We start from the raw sequence: 21,843 nt of genomic DNA, 5'->3' as shown, positions 1-21,843 counted from the left end.
ATGGCAAATATTAAATGTATTGGTGTTTTAACCTCGGGAGGAGATGCCCCTGGTATGAATGCAGCAATCCGTGCTGTCACTCGTGCTGCTATATACAACAACATCGAAGTAAAAGGCATCATGAGAGGCTACAGAGGTCTTATTTTTGATGAAATCATCCCTTTCAGAACCAACAGTGTTAGTAATATTATACAACAAGGTGGTACAATCCTCAAAACTGCCCGTTGTAAAGAGTTTATGACAGTGGAAGGACGTCAGATAGCATACGAAGCAATGCAACGCGAAGGCATTGATGCTTTGGTTGTAATCGGCGGAGATGGATCTTTGACAGGTGCTCGCATTCTTGCTCAGGAACATAATATTCCGATCGTAGGTTTACCCGGTACAATAGACAACGACCTTAACGGTACCGATATGACCATCGGTTACGATACTGCTTTGAATACAATAATGGATGCTGTCGATAAAATCAGAGACACAGCAAGCTCACACGAGCGTCTGTTCTTCATCGAAGTTATGGGACGCGAATGCGGTTACTTAGCACTTAACGGAGCTATTGCAACCGGAGCTGAAGCAGCTATCATTCCCGAGAGAATGTATGCTACTGACCAGTTGGGTGAACTTATTTCACACGGATTCAGAAAAAGCAAAAACAGTAGTCTCGTACTTGTTACCGAAGGTGATATTACAGGAGGTGCTATGGCTATGGCCGAGCGTGTAAAAACAGAATATCCACAATACGATGTACGTGTAACTATTTTAGGACACGTTCAGCGAGGAGGTTCTCCAACTGCAATAGACCGTATACTTGCCAGCCGAATGGGTGCAGCAGCTATCGACGCATTGCTTGACGATCAGCGTAATGTGATGATTGGTATGCAAAACGATCAAATAGTATATGTACCATTCTCTAAAGCAATTAAGAAGAATAAACCAGTAAACGAAAATCTGGTTAATACGCTAAAAATACTATCTATCTAATAGATATTTAGAACATTATATAAAAGGAAATCATTGAACAATGGTTTCCTTTTTTCGTTACATGAATAGTAGACAAAAAATATTTAATCGAAATTGGCACTCCAATCATCCAATTTTGATTATTTTTGCAACTTATGTAAATAAAAGAAAAGAATGAAGAAGGCTATAATCATCATACTCCTATCCGTTTTAACATACGGAAGTGCTAATTCCCAATCTTTTTTAGGAGTGAGAGGAAGTTTCAACGTATCGTCATTGAGTACCGGAAGTTCAAAGAGCAGACCAGGTTTCAGTGTAGGAGCAATGTACAGTACCCAAGTATCGGATTATTGGTATTTTCAACCCGCTCTTTTATATAATCTCGAAGGAAGTAAATCAGTCAGAGGTTTTAAACCTGCCTATTCAGCATACACATACAATCTGGAAGTTCCACTTATAATGTCACGCAGATTCGGAGACGAAGATATTAGTTTTGGCTTAGATGTAGGTCCTTTCCTTAAATACGGTTTACACGGAGGATATTGGGTTGATAATCTTGAGACCAAAGAAAGAGACAGACCTAATGTATTTGACTATAAAAACAGATTTGATGTTGGTCCTCAAATAGGATTCAGCGCAATGGTTTACGGGCTTTATATTGGATACTCTTTTCAGTTTGGTGTCATAAAAGCGTGGAAAGAAGAAAGCAACAGAAGAGGAAATTACTACAACTCTTGCATGACTTTTGGCTATCTGTTTCAAATACAATAAAAAGGACTCAATTTGAGCTTATATTTTTTGATATAGAAATTCCAAGAAAAATTTCTGGAAGCAGAAAATAAAACAAAAAAATCTAAGAAATCATTCCCCCTAAATATCGAATAATTTCTTAGATTTTAAAATCAAGGTACACCAACTCTTACTATTGTTCATGAGATTCATGATGACCTTTAAGCAATCCAAACAGGACGAATACTGAGCCTAACACGATTGCCAATATTCCAAATAACCTATAAAGACTCGCTTGTGCCACATTCAGCTGTTCGCTCGTGCCAATCTGTAAAAAAAAGAATAATGAGGAAACAGCTACACAAATACCAATAATGGTATAAATTCTGCGTTTTTTCTTGCCTTCCATAATAACATCTTTTTAAAGATCTATACAGTTTAAACACACAAGCACAGAAAACGTTCACAAAAAGAAGAGTTTATTTAGTTAAAAATCAGGCTTTAACTTATCATCAAATTTGGACTTTTTTTTATTTACCTTTGTCCCTGTAAAAGAGAATCTCGGTTCGTTCGACCATAGGAGATCAAACGACACTAGACGGTACTTCTACTTATGGTACACCCTCGCCAGATATATCGGGAAAAACGGAAGACAGTAATACCGTTTGGGCTGATATTAAAGGTGTATTAACAAGTAGATACATCATTAATAACACTAGTGGAGTTGCCAAAGATTATTATTTCTTGGCTGGTAATGTTATTAATACTGCTAATATCAATGGCATTACTATGCCCAATGTTGGCAAAACACCGGAGATTACAGCTTTTATGCATTCAGAATCAATGAATAATAAATATCCTCAACTCTAATATAAACAAAGAGCTGCAAGGATAACCCTTACTGCTCTTTATATTTTTTTTAGAAAGAACCTATTTGAATAAAAATAGATAAACCTTAATCCTTTAATTGAGGTGTAGCAAAATCAGCCGGAACCCATTCATAACTGTCAACACTAAGTTCTTTTATATGTCCTATCCCCGGATAAGGTTGATGATAACCAAATATCAAAGCATTGTCTTTGCTTAGTTTTTTAAGGACAGCCACCCGAGTTTTTATGCCCAATTCAAAATCGTAGTCAAAGCTAGTCCCCCAACGTGGGTTAGTAAATAGTATACTTGTAGCATGTACAATATCTGCCATTGCAACTAATTTTTCATCGCCCGAATAAATAGTAGATATAATATGTCCCGGAGTATGTCCCGGAGCAATTTCTACCTGCATACAATCCAAAAGTATATCTTTATCAGCTACCAGTTTTATTTGAGGTTGCAGCGTTGTAAGTATATTTCGGATATGTTTTACCATAGCAACTATCATTGCTGTATCTTTGATTTTCGATCTTGAAAAATCAGGATTTTCGCTCATCCAGAAATCATACTCAACCTTTTTTGTATAAAGTGAACTACCATTATTTAGAAAATAGCGGGTTAAATTTGTAAACACTGAAATTTTACTTACATTTGCTCCTGTAAAATAACTCTTTACGCTAATAATGTCCATAAGATTAACAAACATATTTACAGATAACACTCTAAATTTTAACAATTTAGGTTTGTTTTTGTGCGTTGAAATATTAGAGAGAGAGAGAGAGAGAGAGAGAGAGAGAGAGAGAGAGAGAGAGAGAGAGAGAGAGAGAGATTAACTAGCAACCACGCTAGTAATAAAAGTATTTTAGGCGGGATTCCTCGTCTTTTTTTGTTTTTGCGTCTTTTTTACACGCGGTTTTTCACTCCCGCATATTTCCCCAATAAATATACTTATAGTTCTGTCGGTAAGCGTTTTCGTGTCACTGATTTGTTTTTTTGTTGTCGTTCACAATCGACACGAATAACTCGTTTACCTATGGCACAACTATGTCCGGCAGCAACGTGTAGTGATTACATGTTGCTGCCTTTTTTATTTGATTTTATGCAAAAATTTAAACAAACCAAACACATAAATAACAATTAAGACAATGAAAAAAAAGGTTTTATTTTCGCTCTGCATCGCTGCAGCCTCCGGAGCCTTACAAGCTCAGGTGGGAGTCAACAACACCGATCCGAAAGCATCGCTTCATATCACGCCTCAGAAAACGGACGGCACCACCGCCGAGGGTATTATCGCACCTAACTTAACACGTGCTCAATTAATTGGCAAAGATATTCGTTATACAACTGCTCAAAAAGGAGCCATTGTGTATGTGACTGCAGTTGATGGTACTATCAGTCCAAAAACAACAAAAATCACTACCGTCGGTTATTACTATTTTGACGGAACTGTTTGGCAACCGTTTAGCCAAGCCGAAACTATTGTACCTACCGAACCCTGGCAAGTACAAGGCGGAACTACCGCTGCCACAAGCAATGCACAGAATATTTACCAAACAGGTAGTGTTGCCATCGGTACAGGAGCATCAGCAGTAAGTGGTTATAAGCTGGATGTAAATGGATCAAGTAATACTTCAGGAAATTCGCGAGTTGGCAGTTCTACAGTTGTGGGAGCACAGACTGTCGGCACTACACTAGGAGTAACCGGAGCCACTACTTTAGCCAGTACTCTGAATGTAGCTGGAGCCACCACCATTGCTTCTACCGGAAATTTTACCTTAGCTGGCAATGGAGCCGGAGCCGGCAAATACTTGGCATCCGATGCTGCAGGTAAAGGAACATGGACAGCTTTACCAGCTGCTACTGTCACCACTGCTAACAATGGTCTGACTATGAGTGGCACTACGACTGAATTAGGGGGAGCTTTATCCAAAGCTACCACCATTTCAGGAACGGCAGCTAATACGCTGACAGTCTCTGCACCTTCGATTATTTCTGGAGCTCTTCGTATCAGTAGCGGTACTCCTGCTGCCGGTAAATTCTTAGCTTCGGATGCCGCGGGTAATGCTACGTGGGGAACGTTGCCTGTTACCGCTACTACCGAACCTTGGCAAGTACAAGGTGGAGCAGTAGCTGCTACTACCAATGCTCAGAATATCTATCAAACAGGTAGTGTAGGTATTGGTGCAAGTACCGCCGTTCCTACAGCTTATAAATTGCAAGTCACCGGAGACAGTAATGTGACAGGTAATTCACGCGTAGGAAGTTCAACCGTTGTGGGAGCACAAACCGTTGCAGGAACGTCTACTTTAACCGGAAATGTAGGAATTGGTATAGCTCCTTCTACACAAAAATTATATGTAAAGACAGCCGGAACTGCTGTTGCACCCGTACCTGCTGTGAGAATAACAGATGGATCACAAGGTTTTGGTAAAGTATTAACCTCTGATGCTGATGGGATTGCTCATTGGGAATATGCCAGACTTAGAATTGTGGAAGGTGTAAAGAGTACTAAAGCAGTGACATTTCCATTGAAGTATGATGCTACAGTGACTACTGGAGATGGTATTGCTCTTCAATCAGGGAGTAGCATAACTTTACCTCCCGGAAGATGGGCTGTTGCCGTTAAAACATTAATATCAATATATGATGTAAGTGCTAAAACAAACCTGACATCAAACGATTTTGCTTGGGTACGTTCCACTTTTGTGGATTCTCCTACAGTATCGGGGGCTATTAATCAGATTAAATCAGTCGATATAGAAGGTGCTTATTTAATTAGCGGGCGAGTTAGTGGACCTAAGCCTATAAATAAAAAAAATAATGCTTGTTGGGGAATGATGGATGGTCTGATAGTTATTAATAATTCTACTAATGCCAATAAAACGTACTATTATATTGTAGGTGCTTATGATACTGCCAGTAATTATGCTCAAAGTGTAGTAGAATTACGCGTGAGGGTAGATGGTTTGGAAAGCTCTATTACAGCATCTTCATTGTAATAATCTCTTTTCCTCTGTAAAAAGCGACAATAAAAAAAGTTTTAATTGTCGCTTTGCCTAATAAGCAGCCTCCCGAGTTTTACTAGTTCATGTGCGAATCAGTAACACATAACTTCAAGCATCGCTTCATATTTGGTGGAAACTATAAAATCATATTTCTTCCTTAAATAAAATAATGGAGGCTACTATCGATAGTAGCCTCCATTATTTTTTAGTATGCTTAGTTATAGGTCTTACATTGAGCTACAACCTGTATTAGGTTTCAATTGTTGGAAAAAGTCATTTCCTTTATCATCCACAAGAATGAAAGCAGGGAAATCTTCCACTTCAATTTTCCAGATAGCCTCCATACCCAATTCAGGATATTCAACGCATTCCAGACTCTTGATGTTGGTTTGAGCCAATATTGCAGCAGGTCCACCGATACTTCCCAAATAGAAGCCTCCGTGTTTGTGACAAGCATCTGTTACCTGTTTGCTACGGTTACCCTTAGCAATCATTATAAGACTACCTCCAGCCGCTTGGAAAGCATCTACATACGAATCCATACGACCCGCAGTAGTTGGTCCCATCGAACCACTTGCATATCCCTTAGGCGTTTTAGCAGGTCCTGCATAATAAATAGGATGATCTTTGATATATTGAGGCATACCTTCGCCTTTATCTAAACGCTCTTGAAGTTTTGCGTGAGCAATATCACGTCCTACTATAATAGTACCCGTAAGAGATAAACGTGTAGATACTGGATATTTACTAAGTTCAGCTAATATCTCAGGCATTGGACGATTCAGGTCGATTTTCACACCGCCTGCTTCGCCTTCTTTTTGAAATTCAGCAGGAATCAAACGCGAAGGATTATCCTCCATCTTCTCTAACCAGATACCTTCTTTATTGATCTTGCCTTTGATATTACGGTCTGCCGAGCAAGAAACTCCCATACCCACAGGGCAAGAAGCGCCGTGACGTGGCAAACGGATTACACGCACATCATGAGCAAAATATTTACCGCCGAATTGTGCTCCTAAACCAAGTTCCTGAGCAGCTTTCAACAATTTAGCTTCCATTTCCAAATCACGGAAAGCCTGTCCACCCTCGTTACCCTCAGTTGGCAAGTTATCGTAATATTTAGTAGAAGCCAGTTTTACAGTTTTTAGGTTACTTTCAGCCGAAGTTCCACCTATCGCAAATGCAATGTGATAAGGAGGGCAAGCAGCAGTACCTAATGATTTCATTTTTTCGATCAGAAAAGTCTCCAATTTCCCGGGAGTAAGCAAAGCTTTAGTTTCCTGATACAAATATGTTTTGTTAGCAGAACCTCCACCTTTGGCTATGAATAAAAATTTATATTCATCACCTTTAGTAGCATACAAATCGATCTGAGCTGGCAGATTACAACCTGTATTTATCTCATCGTACATATTAAGAGGAGCATTTTGAGAATATCTCAAATTGTCTTCTACAAATGTATTGTACACACCTTTAGACAACACCTCTTCGTCGTTGCTGCCAGTCCATACATTTTGTCCTTTTTTACCTACAATAATGGCCGTTCCCGTATCCTGACAGAAAGGTAGGATACCACGTGCCGAAATTTCAGCATTACGAAGAAAAGTGAGTGCTACAAATTTATCATTATCACTAGCCTGAGGGTCTGATAAAATTTTTGCCACCTGAGCCTGATGCTCGGGACGTAACAAAAATTCAACATCATGAAATGCGTGTTGAGCCAAGAGAGTCAAACCTTCGGGAGCGACTTTCAAAACTTCCTGACCTTCAAAGGTAGCGGTAGAAACATAATCTTTAGATAGCAGATAATACTCGGTAGTATCTTTACCCATTGGAAATGTTTCCTGATACTTAAATGATGGAGTTGCCATATTAATCAGTTTATAATTAGTTCTCTTATGTTCGTTTATCTTCAACAAAAAATAGAAGAATAAATAGTCTTAGAATATGCATTGGCAGGTTTCATAGCAATAATTAGATATTTCTATTGTACTTACCAAAGCGATAAGAAGGTCTGTGACCTTAGTTCTTTTTTGATCCCTACAAAAATAACAAAAATAATCCGAAGCAAAGGAATCTTAATCACAAAGAATCCTTACCAGAAGTCAGTAAAATGAAAGACTTTTTACTGCTTTGGCAAAAATAAACTAACGCCACTACTTACTAAAAGCAAGCACGGTGTAAAAAATATGATTTTTAGTTTCCTATATTTTTATCCGCCAGATATACAATCCCTAATTGCTTTCTAATCTCGTCAACAATTTCGATAGTTATCAACGAATTTTCGTGACTATTTATAGCAGACTCTCTCCTACCCGATTGTATAAGGTCTATAAACTCGGCAATCTCATAATAATACTCGTTCTTCTGATCACGATGGCTTATCTCCAATTCGTCTTTCTGTCTGAAGCATAGTTTTACCTGCTCAATTGTATTAATTTTATCGAGAGAGATTAATCCTTTTTCGCCTTGAATTTCGGTAGGTAAATGTGAATCTGCAATCTTCGAATAAAGTACCGTAGCATTCATACCTTCATATTCGAAATTTACAGCACCCTGCCCATCAGCGCCCGTAGACAAAATAAATCCCGTTGCACTGATCTTCTTGGGGCGTCCAAAGAGTACCACCATCGGGTAAATAGTATATACACCCAAATCCATAACCGATCCGTTTGAAAACGCCGGATTAAAAGCATTCAAAACAATACCCTCTTTCAATTTATCGTATCTGGATGAATACTGGCAATAGCTTGCAAAGTAACGTCTGATTGTACCCAATGCATCTATATTCTCCATCACAGCCTTAAAATTGGGTGTAAGAGTCGATTTCATAGCCTCCATCAAAGCAACATCATACTCTTTAGCAGCTGCAATCATAGCCTTACATTCTGTAGCATTAGATGCAAATGGCTTTTCGCACAATACATGCTTACCATGCTTCATAAACTGAATACTTTGTGATGAATGCAAAAAGTTAGGCGAAGCAATATATACAGCATCAATCAATGGACTTTGAGCCATATCTTCGAGCGAAACAAACGTATGAGGTATTTGATGTTTTTGGGCAAATACATTAGCCGATTCTTGTGTGCGTGAATATATAGCCGTCAATTCGAAACGAGGATCGAGCCGTGCAGCTTCCAACACGGTATCTACTATAAAATTGGTTCCAACGATACCAAAGCGAATTTTAGATTGAGATATAGTTGTCATAGTAATTTGTTTTTATGAAGGTTTTAAACCTATTTGTTATTTTAATCTATAACAAACAAAGGCACTCAACTATTAGTTAAATGCCTTTATTTTATCTAAATAGATGTAATCTTACTCTGCTGTTGCAACAGGCTGAGCTAAAACTCCACTAATATACTTTTTCAAAGAATCTTCTTTAATCATCTTTGCATACTTTTCAACCTCTTTGCTCTTAGCTAACGATTTGCGATTCCTGTCATAGAAATTCACCACATTAGTTATAGCAGCAGTTGTACATTCAACCGGATCGGCAGAGTAATTATGCTCTAACGAGTATTTAGTCCATCCCATCATATATGCCATCAACAACCAAGGTTGTGCACCTTGAAAGGTAACAATACGATCGTCCATACCAATTTTTACAGTAGGCGATCCAGACATCCACATCAAAACGAAACGATTTTTATCATCACGCAAAGGTATATCCTGATCTAGTGGTGAATAATTCAACCAATCTATATCAGCCAAAACCTGAGGCTCTAGTTGTATATATGCCGCTGAAATATGATGCTCAGTAGAATCAATTTGTTCTACAAAAACATCTTCACCTTCCCATGTTCCGACAACAGGCTCTGCTTCATTCTGAACTTGAGCAAGGAGATTTGCTGATAGACAAATCATAATTGCCAACGATAGAATTTTTCCCATATACTTTTAAATCTTTATTTTGATTAATATTTGATGTATCAAAGATAGTGTAGTTTTGCGATAAAATAAATTTTCCTAAATAGAAATAAACTCTCACTATATTAAATAATTCATTTATTTCACCCCGTTACCTACCTCGTTTTGCAAAATTTCGTGTCTCTATACAAACAGCACATAATATAGTATTCTATTACACAAAACAATCAATAATAATAAATAATATAGGATTATAGATAAATAAAACAAACCTGACTACCAACACAATATCAACCTATTACAACTCCACCAGTAATTAAACGACCCGAATGAATACCCTGCCTACGAGCCGAGAAAAACTGATCTCCGTGAGCATAAGTACACATTCCGGCAACCTCAATACTCTCAAAAGGGATACCAGATTGAGTTAATAACAGCTCATTTGCAAACCACAGATCAACATGAAATTTTGTTGTATTAAAATCGTAATAACCAATATCATCAATCAAAAAACCAGCTTTAGCAAACTCATCAACCACCTCATTCCCCACTTCAAAATGGTCGGGAGAGATAGAAGGAGCTATTCCCGCTATCAATTTAGCAGGATCACTATTATAAGTAGTCTTCATTATAGCGACAACTTTAGAGGCAAGCTTGGCAACCGTTCCTCTCCATCCGGCATGTATAGCTGCCAAAACTTTATGTACAGGATCGTATATTAGAATAGGTACACAATCGGCAGTACCAACACCAATGCAAATATTCTTCTGATCGGTTATTACAGCATCTACACCATGTAATAACTTCGCTTGTTCATCCTTATTTTTAGAAAGGAACTCTCTGTCGATAACACAAACACCATCCCCGTGCGTCTGGTACGGAAATATTAGATTCTCTGAAGGGAGATTGAGCATAGAAGCCAATTGCCGTCTGTTTTCTATAACATTGTCAACATCATCTCCTGAATACAATCCTAAATTAAAGGATGCATAATTACCAGTACTTACCCCACCATCAATAGTGGTAGAGAAATGCAAAAGAGAGTCATAGGCATTAAGACTCTCAAATTGCAATAAGTTTGAATATCGTTTATGATCTATCATTTGATAAATAAAATATCACATCTTGTTTATTTATAAAAAATCCAGCTACGATATTATCTCGAGCTGACGAAAGACCGGAACTAATGACTTACTTTTTTCAGACAAATTATATTCTATATGCAAAGGCTTCTGCTTAATTGTAACCTTCTCCAGAAAACCCTAATCTTCGAGCTCCTTTAGTGCCAAAGCAATTGATTATTTGTTAGCTTCGAGCTCCCGCAACAATGAATTGAAACGAACAGGTTCCAAGAATGCCAGACGCAATATTTGCAACTTCCACTTACCTGAAAGCATCTTCACCAACATCTCAGCAGGACAGGTTTTCTCATCTTCCATATTATTATTTGTAGCCATATTTCTGTGACTAATTGACTGATTATTGCATTTCTATCCAGCTTTGCAGTAAAGTTACAAATTAATAACAATCAAAACATTAAAAAGATGTTAGCAAGATAAAAAAAAACGAGATAATAGTTTTGAACCATTATCTCGTTTTTGTATATACTGAGATTGCTGTATCAACAGCGAATCCTAGAATTATTTAACTGTATCGTCTTCTTCTCCTTCTCTGTAATAGAAATCGGCGTCAAAGTTAGGATCTTCATCATCATCCCATTCTTCTTCATAATCCTCTTCTTCGTCTTCGAATTCAAAGTCATCATCGTCATCATCCAATTCAACTGCTTTAATATCCAGTTTTCTATGAACAATAACATTGTCCGCAGCCTTGATATATTCACCATCCTTGTTAAGTTCAGACCAAAGTAAATCTTTTAGCTTCTGAAGATTCAAGCTAGTGAATGAAGATATAAATACATGAGGAATATCAGGAAGATCGGCACTTAGTGCTTCTGTCAGCTCCTCATCCAGCATATCAGCTTTAGAGATAGCCAGCACTCGGCGCTTATCTAACAATTCCGGATTATATTTTGCTAACTCATTCAACAAAATACGGTATTCTTCATGAATATCATCCGCATCGGCTGCAATAAGGAACAACAATAACGAGTTACGCTCAATATGGCGTAAAAAGCGAAGTCCTAAACCTTTACCATCACTAGCACCCTCTATAATACCGGGAATATCTGCCATCACAAACGAGCGATGATCACGATAACTCACAATACCCAAATTAGGCTCAAGCGTAGTAAATGCATAATTAGCAATCTTAGGTTTAGCAGTTGTCATTACCGACAAAAGTGTAGATTTTCCTGCATTAGGAAATCCAACCAACCCAACATCGGCTAGTACTTTTAGCTCCAATACAATACGGCGTTCCTGAAAAGGTTCGCCAGGTTGTGCATAACGAGGAGCCTGATTGGTAGGTGTTTTGAAGTGGTTATTACCACGTCCGCCCTTACCACCCTTCAACAAGATTATCTCTTGTCCGTCTTCCGTAATATCACACATATAGTCACCCGTCTCTGCATCATAAGCAACAGTTCCACAAGGTACATCTATAATTACAGTTTCACCTTTTTTACCGGAACATAATTTACCCGATCCACCGCCACCATGTCCAGCAAGCAAATGTCGTTTAAATTTTAAGTGCAGCAACGTCCAATAGTTACGATTACCACGAAGAATTATGTGTCCTCCATCGCCACCGTCGCCACCGTCGGGACCTCCCATCGGTATGTATTTTTCACGTCGAAAGTGAGTAGAACCTCTTCCACCCTTCCCCGAGCGACAGTATATTTTTACGTAATCTACGAAATTTGTATCAGACATATTATCCTTTCTTCTAAGGTCTCAGACCTATTTATTACTTTGGCAAATATAAGTAAAACAAACATTTATATCGAAACAATATTATGTTAAATACTTACTGTTGCCTAAAACCCTGAAACCAAGAACCGAGTTTTTGACAATAGATTCAAAACTCAATTCCTGGCCTCAAAAACTTAATTTATATCTTAATTTACTTTATCAATCACAGTCGAAATACGAGCAAATATATCTTCCACAGAACCAACTCCTTCTACAGAATACAATTTACCGTCTTTCTCATAAAGCTCTTTGAGTGGTGTGGTTTGATTGTAATACACATCCAATCGAGCTTTTATAGTTTCATAATTATCATCGTTGCGACCAGTTTCTTTACCTCTGTTCAAAAGGCGTTCGATCAGTTCCTCTTCAGGAACATCAAGACTTACAACGGCTGATATTTTTTGTCCTCTTTGTTCTAACATTTCATTCAAAGCGACTCCTTGAGGAATTGTACGTGGAAATCCGTCAAAGATTACACCTTTACATTCTCCGCTTTTTGTTTTTTGATCAAATACACTTGCAAGTATATCAATCATCAATTCGTCAGGTATCAATTGACCTTTCGACATATAGCTGTCAGCTAGCTTACCAAGTTCGGTTCCGGCAGCTTTTTCGGCACGCAATACATCACCTGTAGAAATGTGTGCCAATTTATACTTCTCAATAAGATTTGTGCTTTGTGTGCCTTTTCCTGAGCCGGGAGCTCCAAAAATTACAATATTCAACATTACTCTTTGTTTATAGTTTTAAGGTCTCAGACCTGTTTTATATTTCGAAAAGTAAACAACCAAAAGATCATATAAGACCTATTTTATTGCTTTAATCAGCATAAGAACCACAATCAGCTTTTATACCGAGAACTCTTACATTTACTTAATCTTGTAAATATCAGGTAAGTTACGACCATATCCGTCATAATCTAAACCAAAACCAACAATAAAGTCGCTAGGTATTTCCAAAGCAACATAGTCAATTTTAACATCGCACTTCAAAGCTTCGGGTTTAAACAACAAAGTAGCTACTTTTACCTCCTTAGGTTCTCCGCAAGCCAACTGATCTAATATCAGCGACATGGTATACCCTGTATCTACGATATCTTCGATAATAACGATCGTACGACCTTTTATATCTTCTTCAAGTCCGTAGATCTCTTTTATTTTACCCGACGATTTGGTTCCTTGATACGATGCCATGCGCACAAACGAAATCTCGCTTGGTACGTTTACACGTTTCATCAATTCGGAAGCAAACATAAAAGAGCCGTTTAATATGCATACAAACAGAGGATCTTTACCATCAAGGTCTTTATTCATTTCTCCTGCAATTCTATCTACAGCCTGTAATATTTCTGTTTCTGAGATAAACAGCTCAAATTCTTTATCTCTTACCGTTACGCTTTTCATACTTGAATGCTTAAAACTTTTAAGCTTACAAAAGTACTATAATTAGATGAATGATAGCAATAACTGTTCCCTTTTTTTTCGGGAATACCTAATTTACGCTCTATCAAATAAATATTACGGCCTGCAACCTTTTCGAGATTGCTCTATTTGCAATAAATACACGCTATCATTTCTTCTTGAAGAAGACTGGAGCAAAAATGGGAATAGTTCTCCAACTACCAGTCATTGGATTAAGCTCCCTCATTACCCCCGATTGAATACCAAAGCCATCAGTAATTTTAAATTCGGCAACACCTCCGTAATTAGTTTGAGGAAACATCCATCCATTATCGCCTCCAACTTTATTCATATTACCTCTGGCTGAATACTGCCCAAAGGTTATAACAGAAACATTATCGGTGAGTTCGAATCGAAGAGAGCCATTTACACCAAAATCGTAATTGGGATTCATTTGATAAAAATAACGACCACCGTATGTACCTACCGTTCCTCTCACACGATCGGAAAACTGATAATTATAATTAACATTAATAAGATTAAGAGAACCCAATGTTGGATAAGTTGTATTTGAACTTGTAGTAGATATCCAATCTCTGCCCGTTATTTTAAAATGCCCATAGGATTTGTAATCATCCGCAAATGGGTTACCAACAGGATTTGACAAATATTCATGCATTGGACCTTGATAAAATTTACGGACAAAAAGATGCATATCTAATGTCTTCTCTTGCACATCCGAGTTATTATCGATCCTATAATCAGACGACGAATTGCTATCAAGAGAGGGCCTCTTCTCGAAACCACCCGTACCCGGTTGTAATTTGTAGTTTAGCAGTTGCTCGTTCCTCTCTTTAATGAGACTTATACTATCTTTTTCTGACATAGCTTGCCCATAACAAATAGTAGTGAGCAAAGTAAATATTGCAATCAGTTGTGTTCTCATTCTAACAGTGTTTTAGTCAAACAAGTTTGTAGCCACTAAATTAATAAAAAGAAAAGATTAAAGAACTTTTTTCCAACTAAAATTACCAGCAATTAGTCACCTTAATAAAAGTCATTTGCAATAGAATCTTTACTACTTATTCTGAGAAAATCTTTTTATCATAGAAAACGTTAATTTCATCCTTCAAATACGACAATTCGTCAAAACCCATCGTTAAAAATCACTAAAAAAGTAGCAAATAGGAATGTTTTAGACTTAACTTTGGTCTAATAACAAATAAAAATCGCCCTATTATGGATAACATCGTAGAAGATTCGGACATAAAAACCTCAGCAAACTTTGTAACAGACCTCATTCACGATTTGCTTGAGAAAACAGGAATATCTGAAAGATGGATTGATATCCTTAATCTGATAATTATGCTGGTAGCAGCTATTATTATAGTATATGTGCTTCAAAAAGTAGTACGTATAGGTCTTACATATGTTTTCAAGAAAATAGAAAAAGTAACGAGCCTCTCTATTTTTAAACATGCCGAGAAAAACAGATTGCCTCACTTTCTGGCATTAGTTATACCTTATACTTTTATTATAAATACTATACCCATAATATTTGCCAACTACCCTACGCTTATAAAGCCCACGCTTAAAATAGCGGAAATATATATGGTATTTATGGTTATTTGGACTATCATGTCGATTATTAAATCGATGGCAAATGTTCTGCAAGAGAAACCAGCATTCCATAATAAACCAATGAAAAGTTATCTGCAAGTAATTCAGATCATCTTTTATATTTTTGGGGCAGTAGCCATCTATTCGATACTCACAGGAAAATCGGCAACCGCCTTTTTCACAGCAATGGGAGCAGCATCGGCTGTATTGATGTTGATGTTCAAAGATACCATCATGGGCTTTGTGAGTAGCATTCAGATATCAACCAATCAGATGGTAATGATTGGCGATTGGATTACCATGAACAAGTATGGTGCAGATGGTGATGTAATGGAAATAAATTTGACAACGGTAAAAGTCCGCAACTTTGATAAAACAATCACCACCATACCTACATACGCACTTATATCCGATTCGTTTCAGAACTGGAGAGGGATGCAAGACAGTGGAGGACGTCGTATAAAACGAGCATTTACCATTAAACAAACCGACATAAAACCTTTAACGGATAAGGAACTGGACGAATTTGAAAAAGTTATTCCATTGAGCTCCTACATAAAAAGCAAGCGTAAACAATATGCTAATCAGAACGAAGCTCTCAAGATCGATTCAAGTTCAATCATTAAAGGGTTCCAGATAACCAATTGCGACTTATTTATGCGTTATGCAACATGGTATCTGCGCAACAACCCCGAGATACATCAGGAGATGACACTCATCGTTCGTCAGCTAGCACCTTCTACACAAGGATTGCCTATTGAGGTGTATGCTTTTACCAATACAACCGCATGGTCGGAATACGAACGAATTATGAGCGAAGTATTTAATCATCTTATTTCAAGCGTAAGCATATTCGGACTAACTGTATTTGAAGTAACTGCCGGAACGGATGGTTATGACGTAAAAATAGAACAAAGTCCAAAAGACAATAAAATCACTAATTAAATATTTTACTAACATGAGAAAAGTTTTTATTTTGTTAATGATGGCAGTAGCCTCATTTTCGATACAAGCAAAAGACATTTTACCAGAAAACGTACCAGCAAAAGTGAAGTCGTACGTTTCGAAACATTACTCTAAAGTAAATAACATCGAATGGGACGATAAATCTAAAAAAGGGTATTACGAAGCCGAATTCAGATACCAAGGCAGAGAAGTTGAATTGAAGATTGCCGATAATGGAACTCTGATAGCTTCGAAAGAGGATATTCTAATAAAAGACATTCCTTCTTTTGCCACCGATTACATCAAGAAAAATTACAAAGACGCACAAATCTTAGGTGCTAATAAAAAGTACGAAAACGGATCGACAACCTACTCGGTAGGTGTAAAATTTGTAAATGACAGAGGTCACGATCGTCACCGTAATATTGTATTTGATAGCAAAGGCAATCTTATCAAAAGATAACAAAGTACCGAATTCTAAAATTCGGATGATAAAAGGACCGACACTAAATAATACGTGTCGGTCTTTTTTCTTTATCACAGGTCTAATCTTTTTTTATTGCTTGAGCTCTACAAGAGTAGTAACCCGTTATCATTCGAAAGTATATCATGCAAATACTTTCTTTTACTTATATACATATCAATACCAAACATATCGAAGCCTAAAATAATTTTATTAGATTTGTATTTGGTACGAAATCAGAAAATACAAATATGAAACGATATTACATAGGACTATTATCACTGCTACTAGCGAGTGCTTTACCTGCTCAGAACACTGTAAAAATGAGTGCTGTAAAAAGTAATGACTTTGGTGTAGCATACAATTTACCAAAAACTACGATAGTTATAAAAGCCGATGCAACCAAAACAACACGCAAGGCTGGTGAATTTTATGAGTATGCCGAACGCTACCTCAACATTTCGAACCCTATAACTCAGGACGAAACAATATATACCATAAATGCTCTAACAGCAACCACAGGAGCAATACCCGATAAGGATAAAAGCTATCTGGTTGAATTCAGAAGCGGCACAACTGTACCTTTTGTAACCCTCACTAAAGACGGACTCATCTGTGCAATAAATGCCGATGCTCAGTTTTCGCCCGTAGAGGGAGCTGCAAACACTGTCACAGAAGAGACAGTAAAAGCATTACCCAATCCTAATTCGTTTCTATCAGAAGAGACATTGCGTGCAGGCTCTAAATCGAGACAAGCCGAAATGGTTTCGAAACAAATATTTCTGCTTCGCGAAACCCGAAACAATATTCTAACCGGCGAGGCTGACAATATGCCCCCCGATGGCAATGCTTACAAACTGGTAATGGAGCGTTTAGATTCGCAAGAAAAAGCGCTGACTTCTATGTTTGCAGGAAGCGAAACAGTAGAAAGCCTAAGCAAAACATATACAATTGTACCTACAACAAAAGACATTAACAATCAGATAGTATTCCGATTCTCTAAGAAATTGGGCTTTGTAGATAGCGAAAATATGGCAGGTGCACCCGTCACACTAACCCTTATCAACAAAGAACCTGCGGGCGAACCTCCCGTACTTAGTCCGAAAGAACAAAAGGCTTGGGACGACAAGTTTGCAAAAGGCATCATCTACAACATACCCGCCAAAGCATCTATGAAAGTAGAGTTTGACAATAAAGCATGGGTAAACAAAGAAGTAGATGTTGTGCAATATGGCAAGCAAGAAGTGCTTATTCCTAAAATGTTCGAAAATAACAAACAACCTGTAAAAGTGATATTCTTCCCCGAAATGGGAGCTATCAAGCAAATTATACAGTAAGGGATTACAAACCCCCTTTATAGCTTTCAAAAAAACATAAAATTTAGACACTTGGGTTCAGAAAATATCGAGATAGAGCGTAAATTTCTCATTGCGGGAGATTTTAAATCACATGCTTATAAATCAGACAGAGTAGTACAAGGCTATATGGCTTCCAGTACAGGAGGACGAAGTGTACGCATCCGCATAAAAGGCGATAAAGGCTTCATTACCATAAAAGGAGGAAGCAGCGACTCGGGACTTAGCCGTTTCGAATGGGAGAAAGAAATTTCTTTACAAGACGCAGAAGAATTGTTACAACTGTGCGATCCGGGTGTTATCGACAAGGTACGCTACCTCATCAAAGCAGGAAAACATACTTACGAGGTAGACGTGTTTCATGGAGACAACGAAGGCTTGGTGGTTGCCGAAATTGAACTTGAATCGGAGGACGAACCCTTCGAAAAGCCATCGTGGTTGGGAGAAGAAGTAACAGGAGACAAACGTTACTACAATTCGCACTTAGTAAAAAGTCCTTATAAAATGTGGAAATCTGAATGATTGATATAAAGGTAAAGATACACGATAAGTTTTCTTTCGAATTCAAAATATCATTCATCGCCACTCGTAAAACAGTAGATGACGATGTAAATGAATTCAGTATCAATACATGGATGTTTGTACCCAATAATCTGGATATAAACCGATCGACCTATTCAAAAGAACAGTTTTATAAAGACACACAATCTAACGTACGACTTATTACCCCTATTTATGGGTTAAAAGACATATATGCTTCGGAAAACAGTCCGTTGAGCCGACTTCAAAAAGCTTTCGAAAACGAAATAAACAACCCCGATTCGCCTGAAAACATATCAGACTATACCTTTCAGATCAAAATGTTTTCGGCTATATTCAAGAGTGCATCTCGCGACAAAGCCTATCATATTGTAGAAGAAAAAGACGATAATAAAGTAGCCGAATTAGTTCGCGATTATATTCACGACGTATCCGAAATTGCCCGTCATTACCGAAAACTTGAACACATAAAGCAGATACCTTCCATTAGTGAAGACTTGCAACAGTATTTTTCGTTCGGCGACGATTTTATAGGCAATATAATTCAGCAACAATCTTTCAGGATAATGAGGGGGATCGAAAACCGATCGATATACGAAAAAGTAAAACCTCTGCTTCTGGCGCTAATCAATTCGGAGAACGAATACAAACGCAAGAAAAACTATTCGTTACTTGATACCACCGATCCGTCTAACAACTATCTCGTAGTAATGCGAAGAGGCATACTTAAGAAGTTCATCGAAAGCGATTTATTTCTTTATACAAAAAAGACCAAAGACGGAGCATTAGCCGAGCAGTTTTACTATGGCATTGCAGCCGCAGTATCTATGATCTTTGCAACCGTAGTATCTTTTTCGGCACAATTGCATTATGGCAATTTTACAACACCCTTGTTTTTTGCCCTTGTAATCAGCTATGTTTTCAAAGATCGAATCAAAGACCTCATGAGATACTATTTCAGTACTCAATTGGGTAAAAAATACTACGACACGAAACGTGAACTCGAAATACAAGACAAAAAAATAGGATGGACAAAGGAAGCATTCGACTTCGCTCCCGAATCAAAAGTTCCTGCCGAGATAATGAATATCCGTAAAAGAACACCTCTTGTAGAAGCCGAAAATAGAATCTACAACGAGCAAATTATACTCTACAAAAAGCTTGTGAACCTTTCGTCATCAGCCATCAAGAAATACAAAGGCTATCAGTTTGTAGGTATAAACGATGTTACACGCTTCAATCTTACGCACTTTATTCAGAAAATGGATAACGAATATGTACCCATTTACGTTACTGACGAACAGGATGGTTATATAAAAATGACCAGCGAGAAAGTATATGCACTCCATTTTATACTCCGCTGTCAAGGACACGAGAACCTGTACTTCCGCAAATTTAGACTTCTTTTCAACAGAGGAGGCATAAAAGAAATCACAGAGATTTACGATTAAGGTCCCAGACCTTCTTATACCTTCAAGAAAAGGCTACTTATGTTGGTATACTCATCACCTCCTTCAACAATATAGGCAGCGAATAATTATCCTTTACCTCAACATAATGCGTCAACACACAGCTCAAATACTTGCCTCTCACCTTTTGCGTAATATAGTACACAGCCAACACATTACGACCTCCCGACATTAGTTTCGATGTATTTATTTTATATGTTATCCGTTTGGCAAGAGTGGGAATACCCTCGAAAATAACATTGAGTTCCTCTTCATGCATTATTTTATATCTGCCCGAATTATTATTGTTAGCAATCTGAATCAACGTATTCAATTCGGCTTCTTTCTCAGTCTTGAAAATTGACCACCCCATCTGACCAAAACTCGCACAATGCACATTATGTGGCGATACCCACTGACAAACATCTCCCAACATTATTTCTCGCCCCGCAAAGTCTATCTTTTCCGCAACCCAGCTATCCATCGTGTATTGAGATAATTGTCTCGAAAAAACAGCATTCATAAAAGCTTTCTCTACCAAAGAATCTCTTCCATTAGCCGATTGCAGAAGCACAACCATCATCCGATTGTCTGTTTCAGGCAAGAGATAACACAACTGAAAACCCTTTGCCTCGGGTACACCCTTTACCGTTGTATTAGCCTCAATCACCCAATTTTCCCATTTTACATTCTTATCCGAATATTCTCTTTCAATATCGTTTAGGTGATACTTCTTTTTAATCTTTTGAAAACCCTTTTCATTAAAAGCGGCTTTCTCTTTCTGGATGGTCATAATATACCCATCCAATTCAAAAATCATATCGCCATTCAGAGATAACCCTTGCATATCGCTCAGAATATTCTTTTGAGAATATCCCATCAGAGGAATAAGAAATAGCAGGAGACAAATTTGTATTTTAGTCATATTTGAAGAAACAATAAACACCATATTCAAATTAGTAGAAACAGAGTACAATAATAGTGCATTTTCTTGAGACAACACTTGTCCTATTTTATAAAAGAGGTTATCGCGCGTCATTCATTATTTTGTATTATCCTCTGCTTAGATCAGAAAATAACCACACATAAAACAGACTATCCTTAACATCTAAAATTCAAGCATGAAATAAGAAGTTTAAACCACTCATTATTATCCACTTTTACATTACCATGTCCCTTACGCCAAAAGAAGACGTGTGTTAACATTTTTGTTTTTATATTCTTTTTCCTATATTTATACACATCAAATATATCAACACATGTATTTGGTGTAGCAAACAACACAAAATTACGTACGACACAAAATATACATCACAAACATTCAACACATTATGTTTTCACACAAAAGTTACCTAAAACTAGGTGAAGTCACGGGAACAGACTTTACATCATTAATCAAAAGCGGTTACGAACTAGACGATTTTGAATACGGTTTCCAACAAGGAATAGACAGCACAGGAAAGGCTGTAACCGAAGTATATGGCGGCACACTGAGCCTTACCATCCCCACATTACCACCCGATGCCATAGTCGAATGGGTATTAAACTCACGTAAGTACAAAAGCGGAGCAGTTATTATGCTAAACGAGCAGAATGAGCCTCTCGAAAAACTATTGTTCGAAAATGCAGCATGCGTTAACATGTCGCTCGATTATACCCAAAAAGGAAGAGCATACATCACCACCAAAGTTGTATTGCAAGCTGAAAGATTAATTTTTGACAACGGTTTTGACTTCGACAATTTCTGGACAAAATAAAC

Annotated in this window: 22 protein-coding genes; 9 read left to right on the top strand and 13 right to left on the bottom strand. The window is 37.6% G+C overall.

The window, feature by feature from the left end:
• A complete protein-coding gene (gene pfkA / locus IR022_RS02415) occupies positions 1 to 981 on the top strand; it encodes a 6-phosphofructokinase (RefSeq protein ID WP_050710385.1) in 981 nt (326 codons plus the stop codon).
• A gap of 153 nt (positions 982 to 1,134) precedes the next feature.
• Positions 1,135 to 1,731 (top strand): outer membrane beta-barrel protein, encoded by a 597-nt coding sequence (locus IR022_RS02410; RefSeq protein ID WP_194202466.1) that lies wholly within the window; start codon positions 1,135 to 1,137, stop codon positions 1,729 to 1,731.
• A 151-nt stretch (positions 1,732 to 1,882) separates the two neighbouring features.
• Here IR022_RS02410 and IR022_RS02405 read toward each other — a convergent pair whose 3' ends face one another.
• Together IR022_RS02405 and IR022_RS02400 are read right to left on the bottom strand one after the other, a co-directional pair.
• Positions 1,883 to 2,098 carry a hypothetical protein gene (locus IR022_RS02405; RefSeq protein ID WP_050710383.1) on the bottom strand — a complete coding sequence of 72 codons (216 nt, stop codon included), beginning with the start codon at positions 2,096 to 2,098 and terminating at the stop codon, positions 1,883 to 1,885.
• Positions 2,099 to 2,644: 546 nt separating this feature from the next.
• Positions 2,645 to 3,250: an MBL fold metallo-hydrolase gene (locus tag IR022_RS02400; protein WP_194202465.1), complete on the bottom strand. Its 606-nt coding sequence runs from the start codon at positions 3,248 to 3,250 to the stop codon at positions 2,645 to 2,647.
• A 454-nt stretch (positions 3,251 to 3,704) separates the two neighbouring features.
• On the opposite strand from IR022_RS02400, the gene IR022_RS02395 reads away from it, so the two are divergent.
• On the top strand, positions 3,705 to 5,558 hold the full coding sequence (locus IR022_RS02395; protein WP_194202464.1) for a hypothetical protein: 1,854 nt from the start codon (positions 3,705 to 3,707) through the stop codon (positions 5,556 to 5,558).
• 233 nt (positions 5,559 to 5,791) lie between these two features.
• Here IR022_RS02395 and IR022_RS02390 read toward each other — a convergent pair whose 3' ends face one another.
• The 10 genes from IR022_RS02390 to IR022_RS02350 all read right to left on the bottom strand — a co-directional run bounded on the left by IR022_RS02390 (position 5,792) and on the right by IR022_RS02350 (position 14,659).
• Positions 5,792 to 7,435, bottom strand: a complete 1,644-nt coding sequence (locus IR022_RS02390; protein ID WP_194202463.1) for a fumarate hydratase — start codon at positions 7,433 to 7,435, stop codon at positions 5,792 to 5,794.
• 325 nt (positions 7,436 to 7,760) lie between these two features.
• On the bottom strand, positions 7,761 to 8,777 hold the full coding sequence (locus IR022_RS02385) for a Gfo/Idh/MocA family protein (protein WP_194202462.1): 1,017 nt from the start codon (positions 8,775 to 8,777) through the stop codon (positions 7,761 to 7,763).
• 111 nt (positions 8,778 to 8,888) lie between these two features.
• Positions 8,889 to 9,464 carry a hypothetical protein gene (locus tag IR022_RS02380; protein WP_050711266.1) on the bottom strand — a complete coding sequence of 192 codons (576 nt, stop codon included), beginning with the start codon at positions 9,462 to 9,464 and terminating at the stop codon, positions 8,889 to 8,891.
• Between the two features lie 266 nt (positions 9,465 to 9,730).
• Entirely contained in the window at positions 9,731 to 10,543 is an 813-nt protein-coding gene (gene pgeF / locus IR022_RS02375; protein ID WP_194202461.1) for a peptidoglycan editing factor PgeF, read from the bottom strand.
• 45 nt (positions 10,544 to 10,588) lie between these two features.
• On the bottom strand, positions 10,589 to 10,696 hold the full coding sequence (locus tag IR022_RS20295; RefSeq protein ID WP_199327711.1) for a hypothetical protein: 108 nt from the start codon (positions 10,694 to 10,696) through the stop codon (positions 10,589 to 10,591).
• A gap of 42 nt (positions 10,697 to 10,738) precedes the next feature.
• Positions 10,739 to 10,897 (bottom strand): winged helix-turn-helix transcriptional regulator, encoded by a 159-nt coding sequence (locus IR022_RS19825; RefSeq protein WP_199330245.1) that lies wholly within the window; start codon positions 10,895 to 10,897, stop codon positions 10,739 to 10,741.
• A 183-nt stretch (positions 10,898 to 11,080) separates the two neighbouring features.
• A complete protein-coding gene (gene obgE, locus IR022_RS02365; RefSeq protein WP_050708081.1) occupies positions 11,081 to 12,274 on the bottom strand; it encodes a GTPase ObgE in 1,194 nt (397 codons plus the stop codon).
• 185 nt (positions 12,275 to 12,459) lie between these two features.
• On the bottom strand, positions 12,460 to 13,041 hold the full coding sequence (locus IR022_RS02360) for an adenylate kinase (protein WP_050708082.1): 582 nt from the start codon (positions 13,039 to 13,041) through the stop codon (positions 12,460 to 12,462).
• A 141-nt stretch (positions 13,042 to 13,182) separates the two neighbouring features.
• Positions 13,183 to 13,716 (bottom strand): hypoxanthine phosphoribosyltransferase, encoded by a 534-nt coding sequence (hpt, locus tag IR022_RS02355; RefSeq protein ID WP_050708083.1) that lies wholly within the window; start codon positions 13,714 to 13,716, stop codon positions 13,183 to 13,185.
• Positions 13,717 to 13,882: 166 nt separating this feature from the next.
• Positions 13,883 to 14,659 (bottom strand): hypothetical protein, encoded by a 777-nt coding sequence (locus tag IR022_RS02350; protein WP_194202460.1) that lies wholly within the window; start codon positions 14,657 to 14,659, stop codon positions 13,883 to 13,885.
• Between the two features lie 293 nt (positions 14,660 to 14,952).
• Between IR022_RS02350 and IR022_RS02345 the strand changes: the two genes are divergently transcribed.
• From IR022_RS02345 to IR022_RS02325, 5 genes are all read left to right on the top strand, one after another.
• The gene (locus IR022_RS02345) at positions 14,953 to 16,278 is read left to right on the top strand and encodes a mechanosensitive ion channel family protein (RefSeq protein ID WP_194202459.1); all 1,326 of its coding nucleotides are present in this window, start codon (positions 14,953 to 14,955) and stop codon (positions 16,276 to 16,278) included.
• A 13-nt stretch (positions 16,279 to 16,291) separates the two neighbouring features.
• Positions 16,292 to 16,741: a PepSY-like domain-containing protein gene (locus IR022_RS02340; protein WP_194202458.1), complete on the top strand. Its 450-nt coding sequence runs from the start codon at positions 16,292 to 16,294 to the stop codon at positions 16,739 to 16,741.
• A gap of 251 nt (positions 16,742 to 16,992) precedes the next feature.
• The gene (locus tag IR022_RS02335; protein ID WP_194202457.1) at positions 16,993 to 18,078 is read left to right on the top strand and encodes a DUF4831 family protein; all 1,086 of its coding nucleotides are present in this window, start codon (positions 16,993 to 16,995) and stop codon (positions 18,076 to 18,078) included.
• Positions 18,079 to 18,129: 51 nt separating this feature from the next.
• The gene (locus tag IR022_RS02330; protein ID WP_199330244.1) at positions 18,130 to 18,618 is read left to right on the top strand and encodes a CYTH domain-containing protein; all 489 of its coding nucleotides are present in this window, start codon (positions 18,130 to 18,132) and stop codon (positions 18,616 to 18,618) included.
• Complete coding sequence (locus IR022_RS02325; protein WP_050708089.1) at positions 18,615 to 20,087, top strand: hypothetical protein; 1,473 nt, start codon at positions 18,615 to 18,617, stop codon at positions 20,085 to 20,087. The genes IR022_RS02330 and IR022_RS02325 overlap by 4 nt, the downstream gene beginning before the upstream one ends.
• A gap of 37 nt (positions 20,088 to 20,124) precedes the next feature.
• Here the strand turns inward: IR022_RS02325 and IR022_RS02320 are convergent, their stop codons facing one another.
• On the bottom strand, positions 20,125 to 21,123 hold the full coding sequence (locus IR022_RS02320) for a hypothetical protein (RefSeq protein ID WP_194202456.1): 999 nt from the start codon (positions 21,121 to 21,123) through the stop codon (positions 20,125 to 20,127).
• Between the two features lie 292 nt (positions 21,124 to 21,415).
• On the opposite strand from IR022_RS02320, the gene tssD reads away from it, so the two are divergent.
• Positions 21,416 to 21,841 (top strand): type VI secretion system tube protein TssD, encoded by a 426-nt coding sequence (tssD, locus tag IR022_RS02315; RefSeq protein WP_050708091.1) that lies wholly within the window; start codon positions 21,416 to 21,418, stop codon positions 21,839 to 21,841.
• Positions 21,842 to 21,843 lie beyond the last annotated feature (2 nt).

This window comes from Dysgonomonas sp. GY617 (genome assembly GCF_015233815.1).
In the GTDB taxonomy this organism is placed as follows: domain Bacteria; phylum Bacteroidota; class Bacteroidia; order Bacteroidales; family Dysgonomonadaceae; genus Dysgonomonas_A.
The sequence above is the reverse complement of the archived record's forward strand: the minus strand, read 5'-3'. Positions and strand labels throughout refer to the sequence as shown.

Coding starts and splice junctions, on each gene's coding strand:
- pfkA (WP_050710385.1), top strand. CDS start 1: ATGGCAAATATTAAATGTATTGGTGTTTTAACCTCGGGAGGAGATGCC.
- IR022_RS02410 (WP_194202466.1), top strand. CDS start 1,135: ATGAAGAAGGCTATAATCATCATACTCCTATCCGTTTTAACATACGGA.
- IR022_RS02405 (WP_050710383.1), bottom strand. CDS start 2,098: ATGGAAGGCAAGAAAAAACGCAGAATTTATACCATTATTGGTATTTGT.
- IR022_RS02400 (WP_194202465.1), bottom strand. CDS start 3,250: ATGGACATTATTAGCGTAAAGAGTTATTTTACAGGAGCAAATGTAAGT.
- IR022_RS02395 (WP_194202464.1), top strand. CDS start 3,705: ATGAAAAAAAAGGTTTTATTTTCGCTCTGCATCGCTGCAGCCTCCGGA.
- IR022_RS02390 (WP_194202463.1), bottom strand. CDS start 7,435: ATGGCAACTCCATCATTTAAGTATCAGGAAACATTTCCAATGGGTAAA.
- IR022_RS02385 (WP_194202462.1), bottom strand. CDS start 8,777: ATGACAACTATATCTCAATCTAAAATTCGCTTTGGTATCGTTGGAACC.
- IR022_RS02380 (WP_050711266.1), bottom strand. CDS start 9,464: ATGGGAAAAATTCTATCGTTGGCAATTATGATTTGTCTATCAGCAAAT.
- pgeF (WP_194202461.1), bottom strand. CDS start 10,543: ATGATAGATCATAAACGATATTCAAACTTATTGCAATTTGAGAGTCTT.
- IR022_RS19825 (WP_199330245.1), bottom strand. CDS start 10,897: ATGGCTACAAATAATAATATGGAAGATGAGAAAACCTGTCCTGCTGAG.
- obgE (WP_050708081.1), bottom strand. CDS start 12,274: ATGTCTGATACAAATTTCGTAGATTACGTAAAAATATACTGTCGCTCG.
- IR022_RS02360 (WP_050708082.1), bottom strand. CDS start 13,041: ATGTTGAATATTGTAATTTTTGGAGCTCCCGGCTCAGGAAAAGGCACA.
- hpt (WP_050708083.1), bottom strand. CDS start 13,716: ATGAAAAGCGTAACGGTAAGAGATAAAGAATTTGAGCTGTTTATCTCA.
- IR022_RS02350 (WP_194202460.1), bottom strand. CDS start 14,659: ATGAGAACACAACTGATTGCAATATTTACTTTGCTCACTACTATTTGT.
- IR022_RS02345 (WP_194202459.1), top strand. CDS start 14,953: ATGGATAACATCGTAGAAGATTCGGACATAAAAACCTCAGCAAACTTT.
- IR022_RS02340 (WP_194202458.1), top strand. CDS start 16,292: ATGAGAAAAGTTTTTATTTTGTTAATGATGGCAGTAGCCTCATTTTCG.
- IR022_RS02335 (WP_194202457.1), top strand. CDS start 16,993: ATGAAACGATATTACATAGGACTATTATCACTGCTACTAGCGAGTGCT.
- IR022_RS02325 (WP_050708089.1), top strand. CDS start 18,615: ATGATTGATATAAAGGTAAAGATACACGATAAGTTTTCTTTCGAATTC.
- IR022_RS02320 (WP_194202456.1), bottom strand. CDS start 21,123: ATGACGCGCGATAACCTCTTTTATAAAATAGGACAAGTGTTGTCTCAA.
- tssD (WP_050708091.1), top strand. CDS start 21,416: ATGTTTTCACACAAAAGTTACCTAAAACTAGGTGAAGTCACGGGAACA.